Origin of the sequence: Microbacterium natoriense, from assembly GCF_030816295.1 — a bacterium.
GTDB classification, from domain to species: Bacteria; Actinomycetota; Actinomycetes; order Actinomycetales; family Microbacteriaceae; genus Microbacterium; species Microbacterium natoriense_A.
The window spans coordinates 3,292,881-3,313,454 of sequence record NZ_JAUSXV010000001.1 but is presented as its reverse complement, the minus strand read 5'-3'; the positions used below and the strand labels follow the sequence as shown (position 1 = coordinate 3,313,454).

Below are 20,574 nucleotides of genomic sequence, written 5' to 3'. Positions count from 1 at the left end.
CGCGCGGATCAGCAGTTCATGTATAGCAGTGACCGTCGACGCAAGGCAGGTGTGCGGGGTGTCGCTCGCGGGCAGGGGAGAGGTGGAGCTTAGGCTCGTACCGCCATGATTCGGTTCGAGAACGTCACGAAACGCTATCGCGGGACCACCAGGCCCGCTCTGTCCGGCGTCGACTTCGAAGTCCAGCGGGGAGAGTTCGTCTTCCTCGTCGGTGCATCGGGGTCGGGCAAGTCGACCTGTCTGCGACTGATCCTCCGCGAGGAGGTGCCGACGTCCGGACGCGTCGCCGTGCTCGGTCGAGATCTGCGTTCCCTCGCCAATCGCAAGGTGCCCTATTTCCGGCGCCACATCGGCTCGGTCTTCCAGGACTTCCGCCTGCTGCCGTCGAAGACGGTGTTCCAGAACGTGGCCTTCACACTGCAGGTCACCGGCTCGTCGCGCGGATTCATCCAGCAGGCGGTGCCCGAGGCTCTCGCTCTCGTCGGTCTCGACGGAAAGCAGAAGCGGATGCCGCATGAGCTCTCCGGCGGTGAGCAGCAGCGCGTGGCGATCGCCCGCGCGCTGGTCAATCGCCCGCAGGTGCTGCTCGCCGACGAGCCCACCGGCAACCTCGACCCCGGAACCTCGGTCGACATCATGCAGCTGCTCGCCCGTATCAACGCCGGAGGAACGACCGTGCTGATGGCTACGCACGAGGCGGCGTTCGTCGACGCGATGCAGCGCCGCGTCATCGAACTGCGCGACGGGGAGATGGTGCGCGACGAAGTGCACGGCGGATACGGCGACACCTCGAACATCCCGCGGCTGGTGCCGGAAGAGGTGCGAGGAGCCGCGGCCGCGGCAGCCCTCACCGCCGTCCAGGAGGTTCAGCGCCAGACCGCCGACCTCTCTGTCGTGCGGGCGTCACTCGCCGAGGAGCTCAGCGCGCAGCGCAAGGCCGCGGCTGCCACCTCCGACGCGGTGCCGACGGCATCCGAGACTCCCGAAGCGCAGGCGGCTCCGGCCGAGCCGCAACCGGGTGCTGAGGTCGAGCAGCCTGCAGCTGTGGGCCCGCGCACGCACCCGATCGTGCTTCCGCAGGTCGATGTCGCCGAGCTCGGCGTCGCCGACCGACTGGGCCTCTCCGACGACAGCGACGAAGTGGGGCCGACCTCATGAGAATCGGTCTGATCCTCGCGGAGGCCCTCGGCGGCCTTCGACGCAACATCTCGATGGTGATCTCGGTCGTGCTGGTCACCTTCGTGTCGCTGACGTTCGTCGGCGCGGCCATCCTGATGCAGGCGCAGATCGGCACGATGCGGGCCTACTGGTCCGAGCGCGCTCAGGTCGTCGTCTCGATGTGCTCCACTCTGTCGGAGTCGACCGAGTGCGTCGACGGCGCGGCCTCGGAGGAGCAGACGGCGGCGGTCAAGGCTCAGCTCGAGGACGACGCGCTCTCCCGGCTGATCTCCGACGTGCGCTTCGAGACCAAGGACGAGGCCTACGCCAACATCGTCGAGCAGCTCGGAGAAGACAAGGCGAGCCTGTTCAGCGCAGAGCAGATGTCGGAGAGCTTCTACGTGACGCTCAAGGACCCGGCGCAGTCGCAGGTGCTGGTCGAGGCGTTCAACGGGAAGACCGGCGTCGAGCAGGTGACCGATCAGCTGCAATACCTCGAACCTCTGTTCTCAGCGCTCACGGTTGCGACCTATATCGCGGTCGGCATAGCCGTGCTGATGCTGATCGCAGCGATCCTGCTGATCGGCACGACCATCAGACTGTCGGCGTATGCGAGACGCAAGGAGATCGGCATCATGCGGCTGGTCGGCGCCTCCAACCGCTTCATCCAGACGCCGTTCGTCCTCGAAGGAGTGTTCGCGGCCTTCCTCGGCTCGGTGCTCGCGAGCGCCGCGGTGCTCGCCGGGGTGCATTTCGGGGTCGACGGCTACCTCCGCGGCCGCGTCGCGTTCATCACGACATGGGTGGGGATGAAGGACGCGGCGATCGTCGTGCCGGTGCTGATCGGCATCGGGATCGTGCTCGCCGCGCTCTCGGCCGGCTTCGCGATCCGCCGATGGCTGCGCACCTGAGGTAGGCTGGTCGGCTGGCCGCCGACGATCATGGCCGGCCACCGACACGGAGAGCAGGAGCATCATGCCCAGGGAACGCGGGGAGAAGGTCGTCGCGACCAATCGTCGCGCACGTCACGACTACAACATCGAGAAGTCGTACGAGGCGGGGATGGTGCTCACCGGCACCGAGGTCAAGTCGCTGCGCCAAGGGCGCGCCAATCTGAGCGACGGATACGCCTTCATCAAGGGCAACGAGGTGTTCCTCGACTCCGTGCACATCCCGGAGTACTCGCAGGGCCACTGGACCAATCACTCCGCCAAGCGCATCCGCAAGCTGCTGCTGCATCGCGAGGAGATCGCGAAGCTGCAGCATGCCGTCTCTGCCGGGGGCTACACGCTCGTCCCGCTCAAGCTGTACTTCTCCGACGGCCGGGCCAAGGTCGAGATCGCCCTCGCGAAGGGCAAGCGCGAGTTCGACAAGCGTCAGACGCTCCGCGAGCGCCAGGACACTCGTGAGGCCGAGCGCGCCATGCGGATGCGCAACCGCACCGGGGAGTAGCCCCCAGACCGACTCAGGGACCCGGATTCAGGGCGCTCTGAAGGAACGCGATCTCGCGGTCCAACGCATCGACGATGGTCTCGGCGCGGCGGAACCCGTGTCCCTCCGCCGGGTATTCGACGTACTCGTGGGCGACGCCGTGCGCGGCGAGCGCATCGCGGATCGCCTCGGACTGCGAGGGAGGAACCACGCGGTCGTCGGCGCCCTGCAGAAGCAGCACCGGCACGTCGATGCGATCGGCGTTCGTGAGGGGCGAGCGGTCGATGTAGAGCGATTCGGATGCCGGCAGCGGGCCCACCAGTCCCTCGACGTAGTGCGCTTCGAAGTCGTGCGAGTGCTCGACGAGGCCGCGCAGATCGGTCACGCCGTACCTGCTGATCCCCGCGGCGAACGTGCCTCCCCGCACCAGGGCCGACAGAACCGTCCAGCCGCCGGCCGAACTGCCGCGGATGGCGATGCGCGCGGGGTCGGCGTGCCCGGCGTCCGCAAGGCCTCGTGCGGCGGCGATCACGTCGTCGACGTCGACGACGCCCCACTCGCCGAGCAGCCGCTCGCGATAGGCGCGGCCGTAGCCGGTGGAGCCGCCGTAGTTCACGTCGAGCACCCCGATTCCGCGGCTGGTGTAGAAGGCGATGGCGGTGGACGCCGCGCCTGTGACGTGCGCGGTGGGCCCGCCGTGCACGAAGACGACGTACGGCGGGAGCTCGTCGGACGGCGGCTCGACGTGGGGATTCGCGGGGGGATAGGCGAAGGCGTGCACGGGACCATGCTCGCCGTCGACGACGATCCCGCGCGCGGGTGGCATCCAGGCCGCGTCGACCGGCGTCCCGCCGGCGATCGTGGTCACGACACCGGTGTCCGCGTCTGCGCACCACACGCCTGGTGAGACGGTCGAACCGTTGCCGCTGAGCAGCACGCGCGATCCCTCAGCTGCGTCGACGCTCACGTGGCCGTCGCAGGGCGCGTCCAGAGTGCGCGGCGCGCCCTCGGGTGAGATCACGACGACCTCGTCGCGCCCGTTCGTGCGCACCGCGACGATCCGTCCGTCGGACAGCGGCTGGTACCAGCGGTTGCCCAGCACCCACAGTCCGTAACCGGTGTCGGCATCCGTCGTGGTGACGGGCACGGCCTCGCTCACCGGGGCCGACCGTTCCAGCCGCAGGCGGTGCAGTTGCCACCGGCCGTCCGGATCGTCTGCGAAGAGCAGCTCGTCGTCGCCGATCCACTCCGGCTGCAGCGCCGCTCTGGTGCGTATCGGAGCGAGACTCTGGTCGTCGAGATCGACGGTCACCAGCTGCGCCTCCTGCCACGGCATCCGGCTGCCGCTCCACTCGACCCAGGCCATGCGGCTGCCGTCGGGGGAGAGGGCGGGATGCGCGAAGAAGACTGTGCCTTCCACGATCACCTGGATCGCCGAGGGATCATCGGCCGCGGAGCCGTCGGTCGGGATCTCGACGATCGCGCGCAGGTGGGGATCGACGGAGAGATCCTCGCGCACGGCGAACAGACGCCCGCGCTGCAGGCGGAGGCCTCCGTGCGCGGGACCCGCGGGCGTGAGGGGCACCGGCTCGACGCCGGGCTCGAGGCGGTGCACCCGCTGATCGCGGGCGTCGACGAAGAACAGCGTGCCGTCGGCGTCGGCCGCCCAGGATCCGCCGCCGTACTCGTGCACGCGGGAACGGGCGCTCCAGGGAGCGGGCAGCACTTCTCGTCCCGAGGTGCTCCGCACGGTCATCCGCCCGCCCTCGGCAGGCACGGACTCGCCCCACCAGATCTCCTCGCCGACGAAGGCCGATCCGTCGATGCGAGGGGCGGATGCCGCGACCGACGCGGCGGTGAAGGGCGAGGGCCAGAACCCGAACGGCGTCGACATGACCTCGAGCCTATTGCGACGATGACACACGACGTCACAGTTGATGCGGAGCGCGGAGGATTGCCATAGGTTTCTGGAAACGCCCGGTTCACCCTGAGCGTGGAGCGACAGCCGAGCCCGGCACCCGCCCGCGAAAGAGACGCAGAAGCGCGTCGTTCGCGGCCCTGTGCCCGCCCTGTCCCCTGGAGTAGAAGATGTCTTCCGAGACGACGAAGCCCTCTGCAGATCGGACCAGCAGAGTGCCGTTCTCGTTCGAGCTGTACCCGCCGCGCTCCGAGTCGAGCCAGACGGCGCTGCACGAGACGGTGCGACGGCTCGCCGCCGCAGGGCCGGACTTCATCTCGGTGACCTACGGCGCCGGCGGCTCGACCGGCGGGCGCTCGCTCGAAGTGCTGCGATTCATCCGCGAGCACACCGACGTCGAGCCGCTCGCGCACATCACCTGCGTCGGCAACACCTATGCGGGAGCGGCGGGCCTCATCAGGGAGTTCCTGGATGCCGGAATCCTCAGCTTCCTCGCGCTGCGCGGCGACCCGCCTGTCGGCCACGACGAGCCGTTCCTCGGCGACCTCGAGAGCGCGGCGCAGCTCGTGCAGCTGATCGATCGCGTGCAGGCGGAACGGTCGCCCTACGAGGAGTCGCCCGTCCCGGGGTTCCCGGGAGCAGCGACGGTGGGTGCCCGGCGGAAGGCGTCCGTCGCCGTGGCGGCCTTCCCGAACGGGCATCCGCGGTCGACCCATCGCTGGCAGGACATCGACGCCCTGCTCGCGAAGCAGGCGGCGGGTGCGACGTCGGCGATCACACAGCTGTTCTTCCACTCCGACGACTACCTGAGCTTCGTCGAGAAGGCGCGCGCCGAGGGGGTCACCATCCCGATCCTCCCCGGCATCATGCCGATCGTGTCGCCTGTGCGTCTGGCTCGCGTGCTCGAGCTGACGGGCGAGATCCTGCCGAGCGAACTCGCCATCGCGCTCGATGTCGAGCCGACGCCGGAGGGGCGCCATGAGATCGGCGTCGAGTGGGCGGCCCGTCTCGCCCGCGAGGTGATCGCGGGCGGTGCCCCCGGCATCCACCTGTACGCGTTCAACCAGCACGACACCGTGCTCACCGTTCTCGAAGAGGCCGGCGTCCTGCCGGTCGCTCGCATCCGCTGACCCCGCTGAACCCCCATCGAAAGGCTCCACCATGTCCGGATTCCCTGAGGGCACCATCCTCGGCTACCCCCGCATCGGCCGACGCCGCGAGCTCAAGAAGGCCGTCGAGGCGTTCTGGGCCGGTCGCTCCGACCTCGCCCAGCTCGAGGCGACCGCCGCGGAACTCCGAGCCGCGACCCGCGAACGACTCGCCTCGCTCGGTCTCGGCCGCGCCGACTCCGCCATCCCCGAGTCGTTCTCCTTCTACGACCAGGTGCTCGACGCCGCAGTCGCCGTCGGTGCGATCCCCGCACGCTTCGAAGACCTCCGCGCGGCGGACGGCAAGATCGGGCTTCCCGCCTACTTCACGATCGCGCGCGGTGAGGGCGATCGCGCTCCGCTCGAGATGACGAAGTGGTTCGACTCGAACTATCACTACCTGGTGCCCGAGATCGGGCCGGACACGAGCTTCTCGCTCTCCGACGACCGTCTCGTGCGCGACGTCGCCGAGGGCGTCGCCGCCGGCTTCGTGACGCGTCCCGTGATCGTCGGACCCGTCACGCTCCTCGCGCTGGCGAAGGCGGCGGACGGCGCGCCCGACGACTTCGACCCGCTTTCCCGCCTCGACGACCTTCTGCCCGTCTACGTCGAACTCCTCGCGGCCCTGAAGGATGCGGGAGCGGAGTGGGTGCAGCTCGACGAACCGGCGCTCGTGAGCGAGTCGCTGCCCGCGTCCGTCGCCCAGCTGGCGGATGCTGCGGCCCGCGCTCTGGCTGTGCTCGGTGGCTCGTCCGACCGTCCCTCGATCCTGGTCGCAGCTCCCTACGCCGACCTCGGCGAGGTGTTCCCGGTGCTCGCCGCCGCCCCGATCGAGGCGATCGCGGTGGACCTCGTCCGCGGTGGAGTGCCCGCGCAGGTCCCGGGCCTCGAAGGCAAGGCCCTCGTCGGGGGAGCGATCGACGGGCACAACATCTGGCGCGGCGATCTCGCTGCGGCGGCCGACAAGCTCGAGGCGCTGGGCGGACTCGGTGCGGCATCCGTCTCGGCATCCACCTCCACCTCGCTGCTGCACGTGCCGCATGACGTCGACGACGAGACGAAGCTCGACGCGCGCCTGGTCTCATGGCTCGCGTTCGCCGACCAGAAGGTCGCGCAGGTCGTGACCCTCGCTCGCGGCCTCGCCGAAGGACGCAGCGCGATCGCGGCCGAGCTCGACGCGGCATCCGCCGCCCTGGCCGACCGGCTGTCGGCCCCGGGCGTGCGCGACGGCGCCGTGCGCGATCGCGCCCTCACCGACGCCGACTTCTCGCGTGCGTCGTACGAGGAGCGCGAAGCGGCCCAGGAGGCGCTCGGCCTGCCCGCCCTGCCGCTCACCACGATCGGATCGTTCCCGCAGACCGGTGACATCCGCCAGGCACGCGCCCGCTTCACGAAGGGCGAGATCCCCGTGGAGGACTACGAGGAGTTCCTGCGGCGCGAGGTCGCCAGCGTCGTCTCGCTGCAGGAGGATCTCGGTCTCGACGTCCTCGTGCACGGCGAGCCGGAGCGCAACGACATGGTGCAGTACTTCGCCGAGAACCTCGATGGCTTCGACGTCACCGAGAACGGCTGGGTGCAGTCCTACGGTTCCCGCGCGACGCGTCCGTCCATCCTCTGGGGCGACGTCTCGCGTCCGGCGCCCATCACGGTGGGCTGGTCCACGTACGCGCAGTCCCTGACCACCGCGCACATGAAGGGCATGCTCACGGGCCCCGTGACGATCCTCGCCTGGTCGTTCGTCCGCGACGACCAGCCGCTCGCCGAGACGGCCAACCAGGTCGCGCTCGCGCTGCGCGATGAGATCGCCGACCTCGAGGCCGCGGGCATCGCGATCATCCAGGTCGACGAGCCCGCGCTGCGCGAGCTGCTCCCGCTCAAGAAGGCGGACCAGCCCGAGTACCTGCAGTGGTCGGTGGACTCGTTCCGTCTCGCCACGGGTGGAGCCGCCTCGGGCACGCAGGTGCACACGCACCTCTGCTACTCGGAGTTCGGGGTCGTGATCGACGCGATCCGGGCGCTCGACGCCGACGTCACCTCGATCGAGGCGGCACGCAGCCGTATGGAGGTCGTCGCGGACGTCGCCGAGTCGGGCTTCGACCACGGCATCGGGCCCGGCGTGTACGACATCCACTCGCCGCGCGTGCCGAGCGTCGAGGAGGTCGAGGCGCTCCTGCGCCGGGCCGTCGACGAGATCCCGCTGCGTCAGCTCTGGGTGAACCCGGATTGCGGTCTGAAGACCCGCGGATACGACGAGACGGTCGCGTCGCTGCGCAACATCGTCGAGGCGACCCGTCGCGTCCGGGAGGATGTCTCGGTCGCCGTCTGATCGAGGATCGTCGGGACGCAGCAGCGCCGGGAGCCCGTCGAGGACGGATGCCGGCGCTGCCGCGAACAGCAGAAGCCCCCTTCACCTGTGAAGGGGGCTTCTGCGCGTCGGAGACCGTTCAGACGGCGCGGAGCACCGCGACGACCTTGCCGAGGATCGTCGATTCGTCGCCGAGGATCGGTTCGAAGGCGGAGTTCCGGGGGAGCAGCCAGGTGTGACCGTCTCGACGGCGGAGGACCTTGACCGTGGCCTCGCCGTCGAGCATGGCGGCGACGATCTCGCCGTTCTCGGCCGTGTGCTGGGTGCGGACGACGACCCAGTCGCCGTCGCAGATCGCCGCGTCGATCATGGACTCGCCTGACACCTTGAGCATGAACAGGTCGCCCTTGCCCACCAGCTGGCGGGGAAGCGGGAAGATCTCCTCGACCTGCTGATCGGCCGTGATCGGGACTCCGGCTGCGATGCGTCCGACGAGCGGAACCAGGGCGGCATCGCCCACCGGGGTCGCGACGTCGGCGGGGTTCTCGCCGCTCGTGCCTGGCAGATCGATCAGCACCTCCATGGCACGGGTCTTTCCAGGGTCGCGGCGCAGGTAGCCGCTGAGCTCGAGCTGGCCGAGCTGATGGGTGACGCTCGACAGCGACTTGAGGCCGACGGCGTCGCCGATCTCGCGCATGCTCGGCGGATAGCCGTGCCGGCTGATCGAGTTCTGGATCACCTCGAGGATCGCCATCTGCTTGGGGCTCAGGCTCTTGCGGCGACGGGTGCGCGGCGCCTCGGGCTCAGGTGCGGAGTTGTCGCTCATCGTGCTCCTTAGATGCGTGATTCCGGGGCCGCAGTTCGAATGTCGGTGGTCCGTGATGTGGTGTCCGTATCGAAACCGTATCCGAGAAACGGGCCGATCTGGAAGATCTGTTCGAGCGTGTCGGCAGATTCTCGAACCAGGTTTCGAAGAACGCTTGACAGATGTTCGAATTCGAATATAGATTCGGAACGTAGCTTCGCATCCACGGCTCCCGGCCGAGTCCTGAATGCGAACGCTACGCCAACTTCCCCCTCAGGGGGCTTCCCGCAGGGAAGCGACGAGAAGGAGCACGACATGAGCACCATCGCCTTCGGCACCGCGGCAGTTCTTCCGGCACGTCCGGCGACGCGCCTGCGAGTGACGGCGCGTGGTCGCCGTGTGCTCCTGGCTCTCGCGTCGATCCCTCTCGCCGCTGGTATCGCATTCGGCGTCCTCAGCGGCGGCAGCGCTCTGGCCTCGAACGACGCGGTCTCCACGGCGACGTTCGAGACCGTCACGGTCGTGCCCGGTGACTCGCTCTGGTCGATCGCCTCGAAGGTCGCTCCGAATGAGGACCCGCGCGGCGTCATGGACGAGATCAGCGACCTCAACATGCTCGAGGGTTCGACCCTGCAGGTCGGTGACGAGCTCGCGATCCCTGCTCGGTACACGAACTGACCATCGATGTACACGAACTGACCATCGTTCGGTTCTGGGAGCGTCCTTCGGCAGGCTCAGGAACCCAAGGGGCGAAGTGTGTCACCTGGCTCGGTTGCATAGCCGGTGCGTTCTAGCATGGGAAGGGTGACCGCTTCTCTTGACGACCTGCCGCTTCGCGACGACCTCCGGGGGCTGACGCCTTACGGTGCACCGCAGGCTCCCCTCCCGATCGCGCTCAACGTCAACGAGAACACCCATCCGGTGCCGGATGCTGTCGCCAGCGACATCCTCGACGACATCGCGGTCGCGATCCGCGACGTGAACCGCTACCCCGACCGGGAGTTCACGACGCTGCGTGAGGCGTTCGCGTCGTACCTCGGGCACGGTCTGACCTCCGAGCAGATCTGGGCGGGCAACGGATCGAATGAGGTGCTGCAGCACATCCTGCAGGCCTTCGGCGGCCCTGGGCGCACCGCGTTCAGTTTCGCGCCCACCTATTCGATGTATCCGCTGATCGCTCAGGGGACAGGTGCCCGCTGGGTGGCCGGCACCCGCGAGCCGGACTACACGATCACCCCGGACGACGCCGCGGCGCAGGTGCGCGACGCGGATCCCGACGTGATCCTGTTGTGCTCGCCGAACAATCCGACCGGCACGCCGCTCGGGCTCGACGTGGTCGAGGCGGTGTACGACGCGGCTCGTGGCATCGTGATCGTGGACGAGGCCTATCAGGAGTTCGCGCCGCGGGATGCGGCATCCGCTCTCAGCCTGCTCGAGGGGCGTCCGCGCCTCGCCGTCTCGCGGACCATGAGCAAGGCCTTCGCCTTCGCGGGCGCCCGAGTCGGCTATCTCGCCGCCGACCCCGCGTTCATCGACGCACTGAGGCTGGTGCGTCTGCCGTACCACCTGAGTGCGCTCACGCAGGCCGCTGCCGTCGCCGCTCTGCGCAACGCCGACGTGATGCTGGGGATGGTCGACGAGATCGTCGAGCAGCGCGACCGCATCTCGGCCACGCTCGAGGCGCTCGGCTACACCCCCCACGAGTCCTGGTCGAACTTCGTCCTGTTCGGTGGCGTGTCCGATCCGAAGGCGACCTGGCAGGGGCTGTACGACCAGGGCGTGCTCATCCGCGACGTCGGGATCCCCGGGCACCTCCGCGTCACCGCGGGAACCGAGGCGGAGACCACGGCGTTCCTGGACGCTCTCGCCTCGATAGGATCGGCTTCATGAGCACCCCCGCGCCTCGCACCTCTCGTCGTGTCCGCAGCACGTCCGAGTCGACCGTCGAACTCGAGTTGAACCTCGACGGGACGGGCGTCAGTCACATCGACACCTCCGTGCCGTTCTTCGATCACATGCTCACGGCGTTCGCGAAGCACTCGCTCACCGACCTCACCGTGCGCGCGTCCGGCGACACCGACATCGACGCGCACCACACGGTCGAGGACGTCTCGATCGTGCTCGGCCAGGCGATCCGCGAGGCACTCGGCGACAAGTCGGGCATCTCGCGGTACGGCGACGCTCTCGTGCCTCTCGACGAGGCTCTCGCTCAGGCTGTCGTCGACATCTCGGGGCGTCCGTACCTCGTGCACGAAGGCGAGCCGACGGGCTTCGAGTTCCACCTCATCGGCGGCCACTTCACCGGCGCGCTCGTGCGTCACTCTTTCGAAGCCATCACCTTCAACGCCGGTCTCACTGTGCACGTGCGCGTTCTCGGCGGCCGTGACCCGCACCACATCGCGGAAGCGGAGTACAAGGCGTTCGCACGTGCGTTCCGCCAGGCGAAGGCACTCGATCCACTGGTCGACGGCATCCCGTCGACCAAGGGCGCACTGTGAGCACTGCACCGAGAGTCGCCGTCTTCGACTACGAATCCGGCAACGTGCACTCCGCGGTCAAAGCTCTCGTCGCCGCCGGTGCGGATGCCGTGCTCACGCGAGACAAGAAGCTCGCGCTCGAGGCCGATGGTCTCGTCGTGCCCGGCGTCGGTGCCTTCCAGGCCGTCCGCGACGCCCTGTACGCGCACGGCGGTGACGAGATCATCGACCGTCGACTCGCGGGCGGGCGACCGGTGCTCGGCATCTGCGTGGGCATGCAGGTGCTCTTCGCCCACGGGGTCGAGCGGGGGCGTGACACGGAGGGTCTCGGCGAGTGGCCGGGTGCGGTCACCGAGCTCAACGCCCCCGTCCTCCCGCACATGGGCTGGAACACGGTCGAGCCCGGCGATGACAGCGTGCTGTTCCGGGGCATCGAAGACGAGCGCTTCTACTTCGTGCACTCCTATGCCGCGCAGTCGTGGGAGCTCGACGTGATCCCGCCGTTCCCGCAGCCCGTGCTCACATGGACGACGTATGGCGACCCCTTCCTCGCGGCGGTCGAGAACGGACCGCTGTCGGCCACGCAGTTCCACCCGGAGAAGTCGGGGGACGCCGGCATCCAGCTGCTGCGCAACTGGGTCGGAAGCCTCTGATCCCGGTGTTCGACGTCACGCATTTGGGTGAGCGTCGATCGCAGGGGTACCCTCGTTTCTCGTGCCCGCCATGGGCGCCCTCCCACCACTCAAGGACGTCATGAACGACTTCGCACAGTCCCCTTCGCTCACTCTGCTCCCTGCGGTCGACGTCGCCGGCGGCAAGGCCGTCCGTCTCACGCAGGGCGAGGCCGGAAGCGAGACCAGCTATGGCGACCCGCTGGACGCCGCGGGGGAGTGGGTCGCACAGGGTGCGCAGTGGATCCACCTCGTCGACCTCGACGCGGCCTTCGGGCGCGGCAGCAACGCGCCGATCCTGCGCAAGGTCATCAAGCAGTTCAAGAACGTGAACGTCGAACTCTCCGGCGGCATCCGTGACGACGCCACCCTCGAGGCGGCGCTCGAGAGCGGGGCTACACGCATCAACCTCGGCACGGCCGCGTTGGAGAACCCGGAGTGGGCGGCCGACGTGATCGGCCGCTACGGCGAAGCGATCGCGGTCGGCCTCGACGTGCGCGGCACGACGCTCGCCGCTCGTGGCTGGACCAAGGACGGCGGCGACCTCTGGGAGGTCCTGGCCAGGCTCGAGGATGCCGGTTGCAGCCGGTACGTCGTCACCGACGTCACGAAGGACGGAACGCTGCGCGGCCCGAACCTCGAGCTGCTGCGCGAGATGACGTCGCGCACTCCGAAACCCGTCGTCGCCTCCGGCGGCATCGCCAATCTCGATGACATCGTCGCTCTTCGCGAGCTCGTGCCGCTCGGCGTCGAAGGCGCGATCGTCGGCAAGGCTCTCTACGCCGGCGCGTTCACGCTGGCCGAGGCGCTGGATGTCGCAGGAGACTGACCCCCTCTCCTGCGGACCGGAGTCGCACGGCCACGGCATCCCGGCCGGTCAGGGCGGAGCCGGCGATTCTGCGCCTCCAGGCGGGGCCGGCGATTCGGCGCCTCCAGGCGGGGCCGGCGATTCGGCAGGCGTCCCGTGGGAGGGGCGCAGCTTCGAGTCGAACCCGCATGCCGGGGATGACGGATCGGCTGATCCCGCTCTGCTCGACGCCCTGCTGAGGTTCCGGTCGGGTGAGGGGTCGCAGGCCGAGGTCGTCGACGCCTTCCGCTCGGCGCGCGTCCTCATCCCTCTCGTCGCCGAGAAGGGCGACGAAGGCGTCGGGCCCACCGGGCTTGTCGTCGACAAGACCCAGGAATTGTCGATCGTGACCGTCGCCGCTCCTGACGGGCGTCGCGTTCAGCCTGTCTTCTCCTCTGTGCAGGCGATGCAGAGGTGGGATGCGACCGCGCGGCCGATTCCGGTAGAAGCGGTGCGTGCGGCTCTCGCGGCCTCGGCGGAGGACACCGACCTGATCGTTCTGGATCCGACCTCTGAGACCGAGTTCGTGCTCCGCCGTCCTGCCGTCTGGGCGGTCGCCCAGGGGCAGACGTGGGAGCCGAGCTTCCTGTCGCCCGAGGTATTCCAGGCTCTCCAGGCCAGTGTGGCGCACGAGCTGGCTGTGATCGACGTGGCGGTCGACGCGGGAGACCCCGATGCGCGTCTGCGCGGCCCCGAGCTCGTGGTGATCCTCGAGCTCGTCGACGGCCTTGAAAAAGATGTGCTGGATGCGGTCCTGCAGCGCCTCGCGCAACGCTGGGCGGCAGACGATCGCATCGCCGTGCTCGCCGACTCCCTGACCGTGAAGTTGCGCCGCTCGGCCTGAACGATGCGGTGCCGACGCGGAGCATGAGTCGTGCGCCTCACCGCGTTTCGTCTCGCTCGCTGCTCTCTCTCGCTCAACGACCGGCAGTGTGCGAACAGCGAGACAACGGCTTGATGAGCCCCGCTACTGGTCGCCCAGGACTAGTCGGTTCGCACCCATGCTCTTCAGCCGAAGTCAACGGTGACGCGAGGGCGCAGGGTCGGAAGGCGCAGGGATTCGCTCCTCCGGCAAATCGGGAGGGTCCCGCGAAGCGGGAGGGTCCCCGCTCTTTGCCTGAGGAGCGAATCCCGGAGCCTGGAGGACCGCAGCCCGGGGCGGTCAGTTCAGTTGACCGGCCCGGTCCACTTCTCGCCCGGCCCCTTGCCGATCGGGTCGGGGATGCTCGACGCCTCGCGGAACGCGAGCTGCAGCGACCGGAGCCCGTCGCGCAGAGACCTCGCGTGCATGTCGCTGATCTCCGGCGCGCCGGCGGTGATGAGGCCGGCCAGAGCGTTGATGAGCTTGCGAGCCTCGTCGAGGTCGAGCTGCGCTGCGGCATCCGGGTCGTCCGCGAGCCCGAGCTTGACCGCGGCTGCGCTCATGAGATGCACGGCGGCGGTGGTGATGACCTCCACAGCGGGCACGTCCGCGATGTCCCGCGTGGCGGAGGAAGCCGCCTCCTCCTGCCGCGCCCAGCGCTCTTCGCGCTCGCGTGCAGCCTCGTCCGATGCCTGGTTCGTCACTTCGCCTTGCCTTCTGTTAGACTGTGTCGGGCTCCGGAGCGTCATGCTCTGGTACGAAAGAGGATTCACTTCCCACCCGCGCTTGCCGTTCAAGGCTACCGGGTCTAGCACTCCACCGGATCGCATCGAGAGATGCCCCGGTTGTCTGGGTGCAGAGCCGGCGTCTGAATGCCGGCGGGTGGGGGACGACTCCGATTTCGCCCGGGATGCCGACAGCATCCTGGTGGCCGAAACCATCGTCTAAGGAGTCACGCATCAGCGATCCCCGCACCAATGAGCGCATCCGCGTCCCCGAGGTCCGCCTCGTCGGCCCCGCGGGTGAGCAGATCGGCGTCGTCCGCATCGAGGCGGCGCTGCGCCTTGCGCAGGAAGCCGACCTCGACCTCGTCGAGGTCGCACCCAACTCGAAGCCGCCCGTGGTCAAGATCATGGACTACGGCAAGTTCAAGTACGAAGCCGCCCAGAAGGAGAAGGAAGCTCGCCGCAACCAGGCGAACACCATCCTCAAGGAGGTCCGCTTCCGCCCTGAAGATCGAGGCGCACGACTATACGACGAAGCTCAAGCGTGCCGAGGGCTTCCTCAAGGCCGGCGACAAGGTGAAGGCGATGATCCTGTTCCGCGGACGCGAGCAGTCGCGCCCCGAGCAGGGTGTCCGCCTTCTCCGCAAGTTCGCAGAGGACGTCGCCGAGCTCGGAACGGTCGAGTCGAACCCGACCATCGACGGTCGCAACATGGTGATGATCGTGGCTCCGCTGAAGAGCAAGTCCGAGGCCAAGCAGGAGCAGAACGCCGTTCGCGATGCGCAGCGCGCCGCGAACAAGCAGGCTGCTCGCGAAGCCAAGAGCGACACCGACGAGCCGGCCGCGGCCGCAGCGGAGTAACTCCCGCCCCCAGACTCCCGCACCGCGGGTTGACACCGTCGCCTGAAAAGGCGCCATACGAAGGAAGAGAAGATGCCGAAGCAGAAGACCCACTCGGGTGCTAAGAAGCGCTTCAAGATCACCGGCAGCGGCAAGCTGAAGAAGCAGCAGGCCGGAATGCGCCACAACCTCGAGCACAAGTCGAGCCGTCGTACCCGTCGCCTCAACCAGGACCAGGTGCTGTCGAAGGCTGACACCAAGGTCGCCAAGAAGCTTCTCGGTCGCTGAGCGCCCGAACGCACGAATAGGAACACAGGAAAATGGCAAGAGTCAAGCGGGCGGTAAACGCTCACAAGAAGCGTCGGGTCATCCTCGAGCGCGCCTCCGGCTACCGCGGTCAGCGTTCGCGCCTCTACCGCAAGGCCAAAGAGCAGGTCATCCACTCCCTGGTCTACTCGTACCGGGACCGTCGCAAGCGCAAGGGCGACTTCCGCCGTCTCTGGATCCAGCGCATCAACGCCGCTGCCCGCCAGAACGGCATGACCTACAACCGCTTCATCCAGGGCCTGGGCCTCGCGGGTGTCACGGTCGACCGTCGTATGCTCGCTGACCTCGCGGTCAACGACGCCGCCACCTTCACCACGCTGGTGGAGACGGCGAAGAAGGCCCTGCCTTCCGACGTCAACGCGCCGAAGTCGGCTGCGTAAGCACCTCTTTACACAGGGCGCTCTCCTTCGGGAGGGCGCCCTGTCGCATGTCCGACGGGCGTCGAGCGGGACGTCTTGGCGAGCAGCGCGTCGGCGGCGGCCGCGACGATGACGGCCAGCGCGTAGACGACGAGGTCGCGCGGGTCGAAACCGGATCCGAGCACCAGGGCGGAGGGCGGGAAAGCCGCGGCCCAGACCTGCGGAAGGCCGGTCAACTGGAGAAGCTCTACTCCTGTGCAGAACACGAGGGCGATCAGTGCCGGCCTCATCCCGGGGGAGCGCGGCAGCGCGAACGCCGCAATCAGATAGATCAGCACCGCATACAAGGCGTCGCCCGCGATGTCGCCGAGCTGCCCGCCGACGAACCGATGCACGAGCAGACCGGTGGCGACGACGAGGACGGCGAGACCCGCGAGCACTGTCCGGCGACGAGTCACCACCGTTGGGGGAGAGGTCATTGAGGCACCCTACTCTGCAGGCGAGGACGAGGCTGGCAGGGAAAGCTCCTCGCTGTCCCTAGACTGAGACCGTGCTGGAGAACCCCCGGTCCCCCCGAGTCCGTGCCGTCGCCAAACTGACCAAGCGCAGTGCGCGCGCCGAGACCGGGCTGTACCTTCTCGAGGGCCCGCAGGCCGTCCGCGAGGCGCTGACGTACCGGCCGGATGCGATCGTCGAGCTGTTCGCGACGACGAATGGCTGGGAGAAGCACCCCGACATCCGGGCGAAGGCGGCGGATGCCGGCGTCGACGCCGTGCACGTGACCGACTACGTGCTGGGAGCGATGGCCGACACCGTCACGCCCCAGGGGCTCGTCGCAGTGGTCCGGCAGACCCCGACCGCGGTCCGCGAGGTGTTCGCCTCCGCCCCGCGTCTCGTGGCGATCTGCGAGGAGATCCGCGACCCCGGCAACCTCGGCACCATCATCCGCGCGGCCGATGCGGCGGGCGCCGATGCCGTCGTGCTCACGGGGCGCACGGTCGACCCCTACAACCCCAAGGTGGTGCGCGCCACGACGGGGTCGCTGTTCCACCTTCCCGTCTCCGTCGCGGCCGACCTCCGCGAGGTCATCGCGCACGCGCACGCTGCGGGACTGAACGTGCTCGCCGCCGATGTCAAGGGCGACGATCTGCTCGCGGCGCGCGCAGAAGGGGTCCTCGCGCAGCCGACCGCCTGGCTCTTCGGCAATGAGGCGCGGGGTCTGGAAGACGATGCACTCGCGCTCGCCGACCATGTGCTGAAACTGCCGATCTTCGGACGGGCCGAGTCGCTGAACCTCGCGACGGCGGCGAGCGTGTGCCTGTATGAGAGCGCCTTCGCACAGCGTGCCGCGTCCGGGTCGTGATTGACCGGTCATGAGCGCCCTCGCCCGGCTGGTACGGTAGATCCCCGGTAGCGCGCGGTGATGTCCGCCGCGCGAGGGGGCGCCGGCTGAAAAGGGGCAGGATCGATGCGGATTCTGATAATCGAAGACGACGAGCGCGTCGCAGCGGCGCTCGACGCGTTCCTCGCGAGGTCGGGTTACGCGACCGAACGCGCGTCGGACGGAGCATCCGCCCTGCAGATCCTCGACGCGCACACCGAGGTCGTCCTGCTGGATCTGGGTCTGCCTGATGTCGACGGCATCGACCTGTGCCGGCGTATCCGCGCGCGCTCCGACGTTCCGATCGTCGTCGTCACGGCGCGCAGTCAGGTCACCGAGCGGATCAAAGGCCTTCGCGCCGGTGCGGACGATTTCGTGGTCAAGCCCTACGACGTTCATGAACTCCTCGCACGGATCGAGGCCGTCACTCGGCGCTCGCGCCCCGTCCACACCGAAGCCGAGCGCGTCGTCGTGGTGTCCGGCGACGACGTACGGATCGATCTCGTGGCGCGACGGCTGCTGGTCAGCGACGCGCCCGTCGACCTCACGCCGAAGGAGTTCGACATCGTCGCGGTGCTGGCACGGCATCCGGGAGTCGCGGTGCCGAAGGACCGTCTGATCCGCGAGGTGTGGAACACCGACTGGCGGGGTTTCACGCACTCCCTCGAGGTGCACGTCGGCGCGATCAGGCGAAAAGCCGGCGAGAGACGCTTCATCGAGACGGTGCGCGGCGTCGGCTATCGACTCGTGAGCTCCTGACCTGTGCGCGCCCGACTCGTCGTCGTCTTCCTGGTTCCGCTGATCGCCGTGCTGCTGGCCCTCGGCGGCGCGGCGGGCTGGAGCGCCGCGCGCAGCATCCAGCAGACCTTCTACACGCAGCAGCTCGGCGACCTCGGCTACTTCGTGACGACCGCACGACAGTCTCTTCTCGCGGGCAGCACTGCCGTGTTCGACGCCGAGGCCGCCCGCTTCCAGGAGGTGTACGGCACGCAGGTCGCGGTCTTCGATCTCTCGGGAGGAGTGTGGGCGGCGAGCGACATCGCGTCGTCCCGTCCGCTGTCCGAGACGCAGGGCGAGCAGGTCGTTCAGGCACTCTCCGGACGCCGCGCGGAGACCCCCACGCCGGCGCAGCCCTGGGTCGTCGCAGACCTGTCGCTCGTCGAGCCCGTGTTCGATGACGGCGATGTGATCGGCGCGGTGATGATCTCGGCGACCGGCGAAGCGGCTCGTGTCGCCATCGCCAGGCAGGTCACGATCTTCGCCGTGATCGCCGTCGTGTCGATCGCTCTGGGAATCGGACTGGTGTTCCAGCTCGCCCGATGGGTGCTGTCGCCCGTGCGCCGACTCGATGAAGCGATGGTCGCGATCGAGCACGGCGCGATGGACGCTCGCGTCGATGTCGACACGGGACCGCCGGAACTGCGCCGGGCGACGCAGGTGTTCAACGGCATGGCCGACGAGATCGAACGCGTGGTCGCGCGGCAGCAGGAATTCGCGGCCAACGCCTCGCATGAACTGCGCAATCCGCTCAACGCCCTTCTGCTGCGCGTCGAGTACCTCGCGACCGGCCTGGGGCCCGAGTGGGACGGAGACGTCGAGGAGACTCGGCAGGAGGGGCGGCGGATGACGGAGATACTGGAGACGCTTCTCGCCCTCACGCGAAGCGGGCGCGGCGATTCGACCTTCTCCGCCGTCGACCTCACGGCTCTCGCCGCGCGACGCGCGGGTGCCTGGCGTGAGGTCGCGGCGCAGCGCGGAGTCACGCTGAACGCCGACGGCGGCGACGCCGTGCTGAGCGTCACCGACCGCATGATCGTGGAGAGCGCTCTCGACGCCCTCATCGACAATGCCGTGAAGTTCTCACCCGACGGGGGCGTCGTCGATCTCCGCGCAGCACGGGACGGCGTCGAGTGCAGCATCACCGTGAGAGACCACGGACCCGGCCTCACTCCGGATCAGGCCGTCCAGGCCGCCGATCGGTTCTGGCGGGGTGCGGACGGCGACGACGTGCCGGGCAGCGGTCTCGGACTCGCGATCGCGACGGACCTCATGCGTTCGATCGGGGGAGACCTTCTGGTGTCTCCGGCGGACGGCGGAGGTCTGCGGGTGGCGCTGCGTCTGCGGGACGGACGCGCGGAATGAGGGCGACAGGGCGGAGGGTCGCGGCAGGGGTGCTGACGGTGATCGCGATGCTGGCCATGAGCGCCTGCGCGTCTCGCGCCGGCGAGTGGACGGATCAGACCTACACGATCGCCGGAGGCAGCCCGACGGGCGTCTACTACGACTACGGCGGGCGGATTGCCGACACCATGTCGGAAGCGCTGGACATCACGATGCAGGTGGAGCAGACCGCCGGGTCGCTCGACAATCTCCGCCGCGTCGGCACGGGGGAGGCGCTGCTCGGATTCGCGCAGGCGGATGCTGCGGCCGACGCCGAGATGGGGACCGGAGCGTTCGACGAAGCGCTTCCGATCGTCGCGATCGCGCGACTGTACGACGAGTACCTGCACGTGGTCGTGCGGGGAGACTCCGACATCGACTCGATCACCGACCTCGCCGGAGCGACCGTGTCACTGGGCGCGCGCGATTCCGGCGTGAATGTGATCGCGACGCGGGTTCTCGACGCCGCGGGGGTCGACATCGACACGGTCGACGATCCGCAGCTCGGTCTGAGCGATTCGATCGGCGCGATGCGTTCGGGGAGCATCGACGGCTTCTTCTGGGTGGGCGGACTGCCGACGCCGGGCATCGAGGAGCTCGCAGCGACCCAGCCCGTGCGGCTGCTGCCGATAGAGCGGACCTGGGTCACGGCGGTCAACGAACGCTACGCGAACGCCTATCGCACCGCGGACCTCCCCGTCGGCACGTACGGACTGACCGAGAGCGCCCCGACCATGGCGGTCCCCAACTACCTCATCACCGCGTCATCCACACCCGATGCGGTCGTCCGAGACGTCCTCTCCACCCTCTTCGACGCGCGTCAGCGGATCGCGACCCAGGTGCCGGCCGCTGCTCTGCTCGACCGACGACAGGCGATCTTCACGAGCCCTGTCGATCTGCATCCCGGGGCGGTCGGGTTCTATCGCGGGATGCGTGAGTGAGTGCCGGCGGTGAGTCTCAAGAAATCCTCAAGAAAGCCTCACTCGTGTGCGCTGCTCTGCCAATCTGGGGTCGATCGCATCAGTGATCACACCGATCGGGTGCCAGCCTGACTGCGTCGTCCGGGGGCTGAGGACAGCAGTCAAGGCGACCCCACGGCCTGCTAGGGGCAGGACGTGGGGTGACCCGGTGGGATGTCAGCGTAGACGGATCGCCCTGTT

General features: G+C 68.6%; 21 protein-coding genes and 1 pseudogene. 18 read left to right on the top strand and 4 right to left on the bottom strand.

Going from position 1 to position 20,574, the window contains the following annotated elements; translation table 11 throughout:
• Positions 1 to 105: 105 nt before the first annotated feature.
• From ftsE to smpB, 3 genes are all read left to right on the top strand, one after another.
• Positions 106 to 1,158: a cell division ATP-binding protein FtsE gene (ftsE, locus tag QFZ53_RS15650; RefSeq protein ID WP_307298037.1), complete on the top strand. Its 1,053-nt coding sequence runs from the start codon at positions 106 to 108 to the stop codon at positions 1,156 to 1,158.
• Positions 1,155 to 2,069 (top strand): permease-like cell division protein FtsX, encoded by a 915-nt coding sequence (gene ftsX / locus QFZ53_RS15645; protein WP_292909275.1) that lies wholly within the window; start codon positions 1,155 to 1,157, stop codon positions 2,067 to 2,069. The genes ftsE and ftsX overlap by 4 nt, the downstream gene beginning before the upstream one ends.
• A 64-nt stretch (positions 2,070 to 2,133) precedes the next feature.
• Positions 2,134 to 2,610: an SsrA-binding protein SmpB gene (gene smpB, locus QFZ53_RS15640; RefSeq protein ID WP_292909277.1), complete on the top strand. Its 477-nt coding sequence runs from the start codon at positions 2,134 to 2,136 to the stop codon at positions 2,608 to 2,610.
• A 13-nt stretch (positions 2,611 to 2,623) separates the two neighbouring features.
• Here smpB and QFZ53_RS15635 read toward each other — a convergent pair whose 3' ends face one another.
• Complete coding sequence (locus QFZ53_RS15635; protein WP_307298035.1) at positions 2,624 to 4,483, bottom strand: S9 family peptidase; 1,860 nt, start codon at positions 4,481 to 4,483, stop codon at positions 2,624 to 2,626.
• Positions 4,484 to 4,677: 194 nt separating this feature from the next.
• On the opposite strand from QFZ53_RS15635, the gene QFZ53_RS15630 reads away from it, so the two are divergent.
• Together QFZ53_RS15630 and metE are read left to right on the top strand one after the other, a co-directional pair.
• On the top strand, positions 4,678 to 5,637 hold the full coding sequence (locus QFZ53_RS15630) for a methylenetetrahydrofolate reductase (RefSeq protein WP_307298033.1): 960 nt from the start codon (positions 4,678 to 4,680) through the stop codon (positions 5,635 to 5,637).
• A 31-nt stretch (positions 5,638 to 5,668) separates the two neighbouring features.
• The gene (gene metE / locus QFZ53_RS15625) at positions 5,669 to 7,981 is read left to right on the top strand and encodes a 5-methyltetrahydropteroyltriglutamate--homocysteine S-methyltransferase (protein WP_307298030.1); all 2,313 of its coding nucleotides are present in this window, start codon (positions 5,669 to 5,671) and stop codon (positions 7,979 to 7,981) included.
• Between the two features lie 118 nt (positions 7,982 to 8,099).
• Here the strand turns inward: metE and lexA are convergent, their stop codons facing one another.
• Positions 8,100 to 8,786 carry a transcriptional repressor LexA gene (lexA, locus tag QFZ53_RS15620; protein WP_292909285.1) on the bottom strand — a complete coding sequence of 229 codons (687 nt, stop codon included), beginning with the start codon at positions 8,784 to 8,786 and terminating at the stop codon, positions 8,100 to 8,102.
• Positions 8,787 to 9,080: 294 nt separating this feature from the next.
• Between lexA and QFZ53_RS15615 the strand changes: the two genes are divergently transcribed.
• The 6 genes from QFZ53_RS15615 to QFZ53_RS15590 all read left to right on the top strand — a co-directional run bounded on the left by QFZ53_RS15615 (position 9,081) and on the right by QFZ53_RS15590 (position 13,604).
• Positions 9,081 to 9,443: a LysM peptidoglycan-binding domain-containing protein gene (locus tag QFZ53_RS15615; RefSeq protein ID WP_292909286.1), complete on the top strand. Its 363-nt coding sequence runs from the start codon at positions 9,081 to 9,083 to the stop codon at positions 9,441 to 9,443.
• A gap of 117 nt (positions 9,444 to 9,560) precedes the next feature.
• A complete protein-coding gene (locus tag QFZ53_RS15610) occupies positions 9,561 to 10,655 on the top strand; it encodes a histidinol-phosphate transaminase (protein ID WP_307298027.1) in 1,095 nt (364 codons plus the stop codon).
• On the top strand, positions 10,652 to 11,263 hold the full coding sequence (hisB, locus tag QFZ53_RS15605) for an imidazoleglycerol-phosphate dehydratase HisB (RefSeq protein WP_292909288.1): 612 nt from the start codon (positions 10,652 to 10,654) through the stop codon (positions 11,261 to 11,263). Before QFZ53_RS15610 ends, hisB begins: the two co-directional genes overlap by 4 nt.
• Positions 11,260 to 11,895 (top strand): imidazole glycerol phosphate synthase subunit HisH, encoded by a 636-nt coding sequence (gene hisH, locus QFZ53_RS15600; RefSeq protein ID WP_292909289.1) that lies wholly within the window; start codon positions 11,260 to 11,262, stop codon positions 11,893 to 11,895. The genes hisB and hisH overlap by 4 nt, the downstream gene beginning before the upstream one ends.
• A gap of 100 nt (positions 11,896 to 11,995) precedes the next feature.
• Positions 11,996 to 12,742, top strand: coding sequence for a bifunctional 1-(5-phosphoribosyl)-5-((5-phosphoribosylamino)methylideneamino)imidazole-4-carboxamide isomerase/phosphoribosylanthranilate isomerase PriA (gene priA / locus QFZ53_RS15595; protein WP_292909290.1), 747 nt, complete (start codon positions 11,996 to 11,998; stop codon positions 12,740 to 12,742).
• The gene (locus QFZ53_RS15590) at positions 12,726 to 13,604 is read left to right on the top strand and encodes an SseB family protein (protein WP_307298025.1); all 879 of its coding nucleotides are present in this window, start codon (positions 12,726 to 12,728) and stop codon (positions 13,602 to 13,604) included. Before priA ends, QFZ53_RS15590 begins: the two co-directional genes overlap by 17 nt.
• Before the next feature lie 323 nt (positions 13,605 to 13,927).
• Here the strand turns inward: QFZ53_RS15590 and QFZ53_RS15585 are convergent, their stop codons facing one another.
• On the bottom strand, positions 13,928 to 14,326 hold the full coding sequence (locus tag QFZ53_RS15585; RefSeq protein ID WP_047524328.1) for a DUF1844 domain-containing protein: 399 nt from the start codon (positions 14,324 to 14,326) through the stop codon (positions 13,928 to 13,930).
• A 206-nt stretch (positions 14,327 to 14,532) separates the two neighbouring features.
• On the opposite strand from QFZ53_RS15585, the pseudogene infC reads away from it, so the two are divergent.
• The 3 genes and pseudogenes from infC (at position 14,533) to rplT (ending at position 15,894) form a co-directional block, all read left to right on the top strand.
• Positions 14,533 to 15,208 (top strand): annotated as a pseudogene (infC, locus tag QFZ53_RS15580) (translation initiation factor IF-3).
• A 72-nt stretch (positions 15,209 to 15,280) separates the two neighbouring features.
• Positions 15,281 to 15,475, top strand: coding sequence for a 50S ribosomal protein L35 (gene rpmI / locus QFZ53_RS15575; protein WP_017828564.1), 195 nt, complete (start codon positions 15,281 to 15,283; stop codon positions 15,473 to 15,475).
• 32 nt (positions 15,476 to 15,507) lie between these two features.
• Entirely contained in the window at positions 15,508 to 15,894 is a 387-nt protein-coding gene (gene rplT, locus QFZ53_RS15570; protein ID WP_017202428.1) for a 50S ribosomal protein L20, read from the top strand.
• Between the two features lie 8 nt (positions 15,895 to 15,902).
• Here the strand turns inward: rplT and QFZ53_RS15565 are convergent, their stop codons facing one another.
• A complete protein-coding gene (locus QFZ53_RS15565; protein WP_307297995.1) occupies positions 15,903 to 16,352 on the bottom strand; it encodes a ribosomal maturation YjgA family protein in 450 nt (149 codons plus the stop codon).
• 71 nt (positions 16,353 to 16,423) lie between these two features.
• Here QFZ53_RS15565 and QFZ53_RS15560 point away from each other — a divergent pair, with 71 nt between their 5' ends.
• The 4 genes from QFZ53_RS15560 to QFZ53_RS15545 all read left to right on the top strand — a co-directional run bounded on the left by QFZ53_RS15560 (position 16,424) and on the right by QFZ53_RS15545 (position 20,355).
• A complete protein-coding gene (locus QFZ53_RS15560; protein ID WP_307297994.1) occupies positions 16,424 to 17,236 on the top strand; it encodes a TrmH family RNA methyltransferase in 813 nt (270 codons plus the stop codon).
• A 105-nt stretch (positions 17,237 to 17,341) separates the two neighbouring features.
• Complete coding sequence (locus QFZ53_RS15555; protein ID WP_307297992.1) at positions 17,342 to 18,013, top strand: response regulator transcription factor; 672 nt, start codon at positions 17,342 to 17,344, stop codon at positions 18,011 to 18,013.
• A gap of 3 nt (positions 18,014 to 18,016) precedes the next feature.
• Positions 18,017 to 19,396, top strand: a complete 1,380-nt coding sequence (locus QFZ53_RS15550; RefSeq protein ID WP_307297991.1) for a sensor histidine kinase — start codon at positions 18,017 to 18,019, stop codon at positions 19,394 to 19,396.
• Complete coding sequence (locus QFZ53_RS15545; protein WP_307297989.1) at positions 19,393 to 20,355, top strand: TAXI family TRAP transporter solute-binding subunit; 963 nt, start codon at positions 19,393 to 19,395, stop codon at positions 20,353 to 20,355. Before QFZ53_RS15550 ends, QFZ53_RS15545 begins: the two co-directional genes overlap by 4 nt.
• Positions 20,356 to 20,574: the final 219 nt, after the last annotated feature.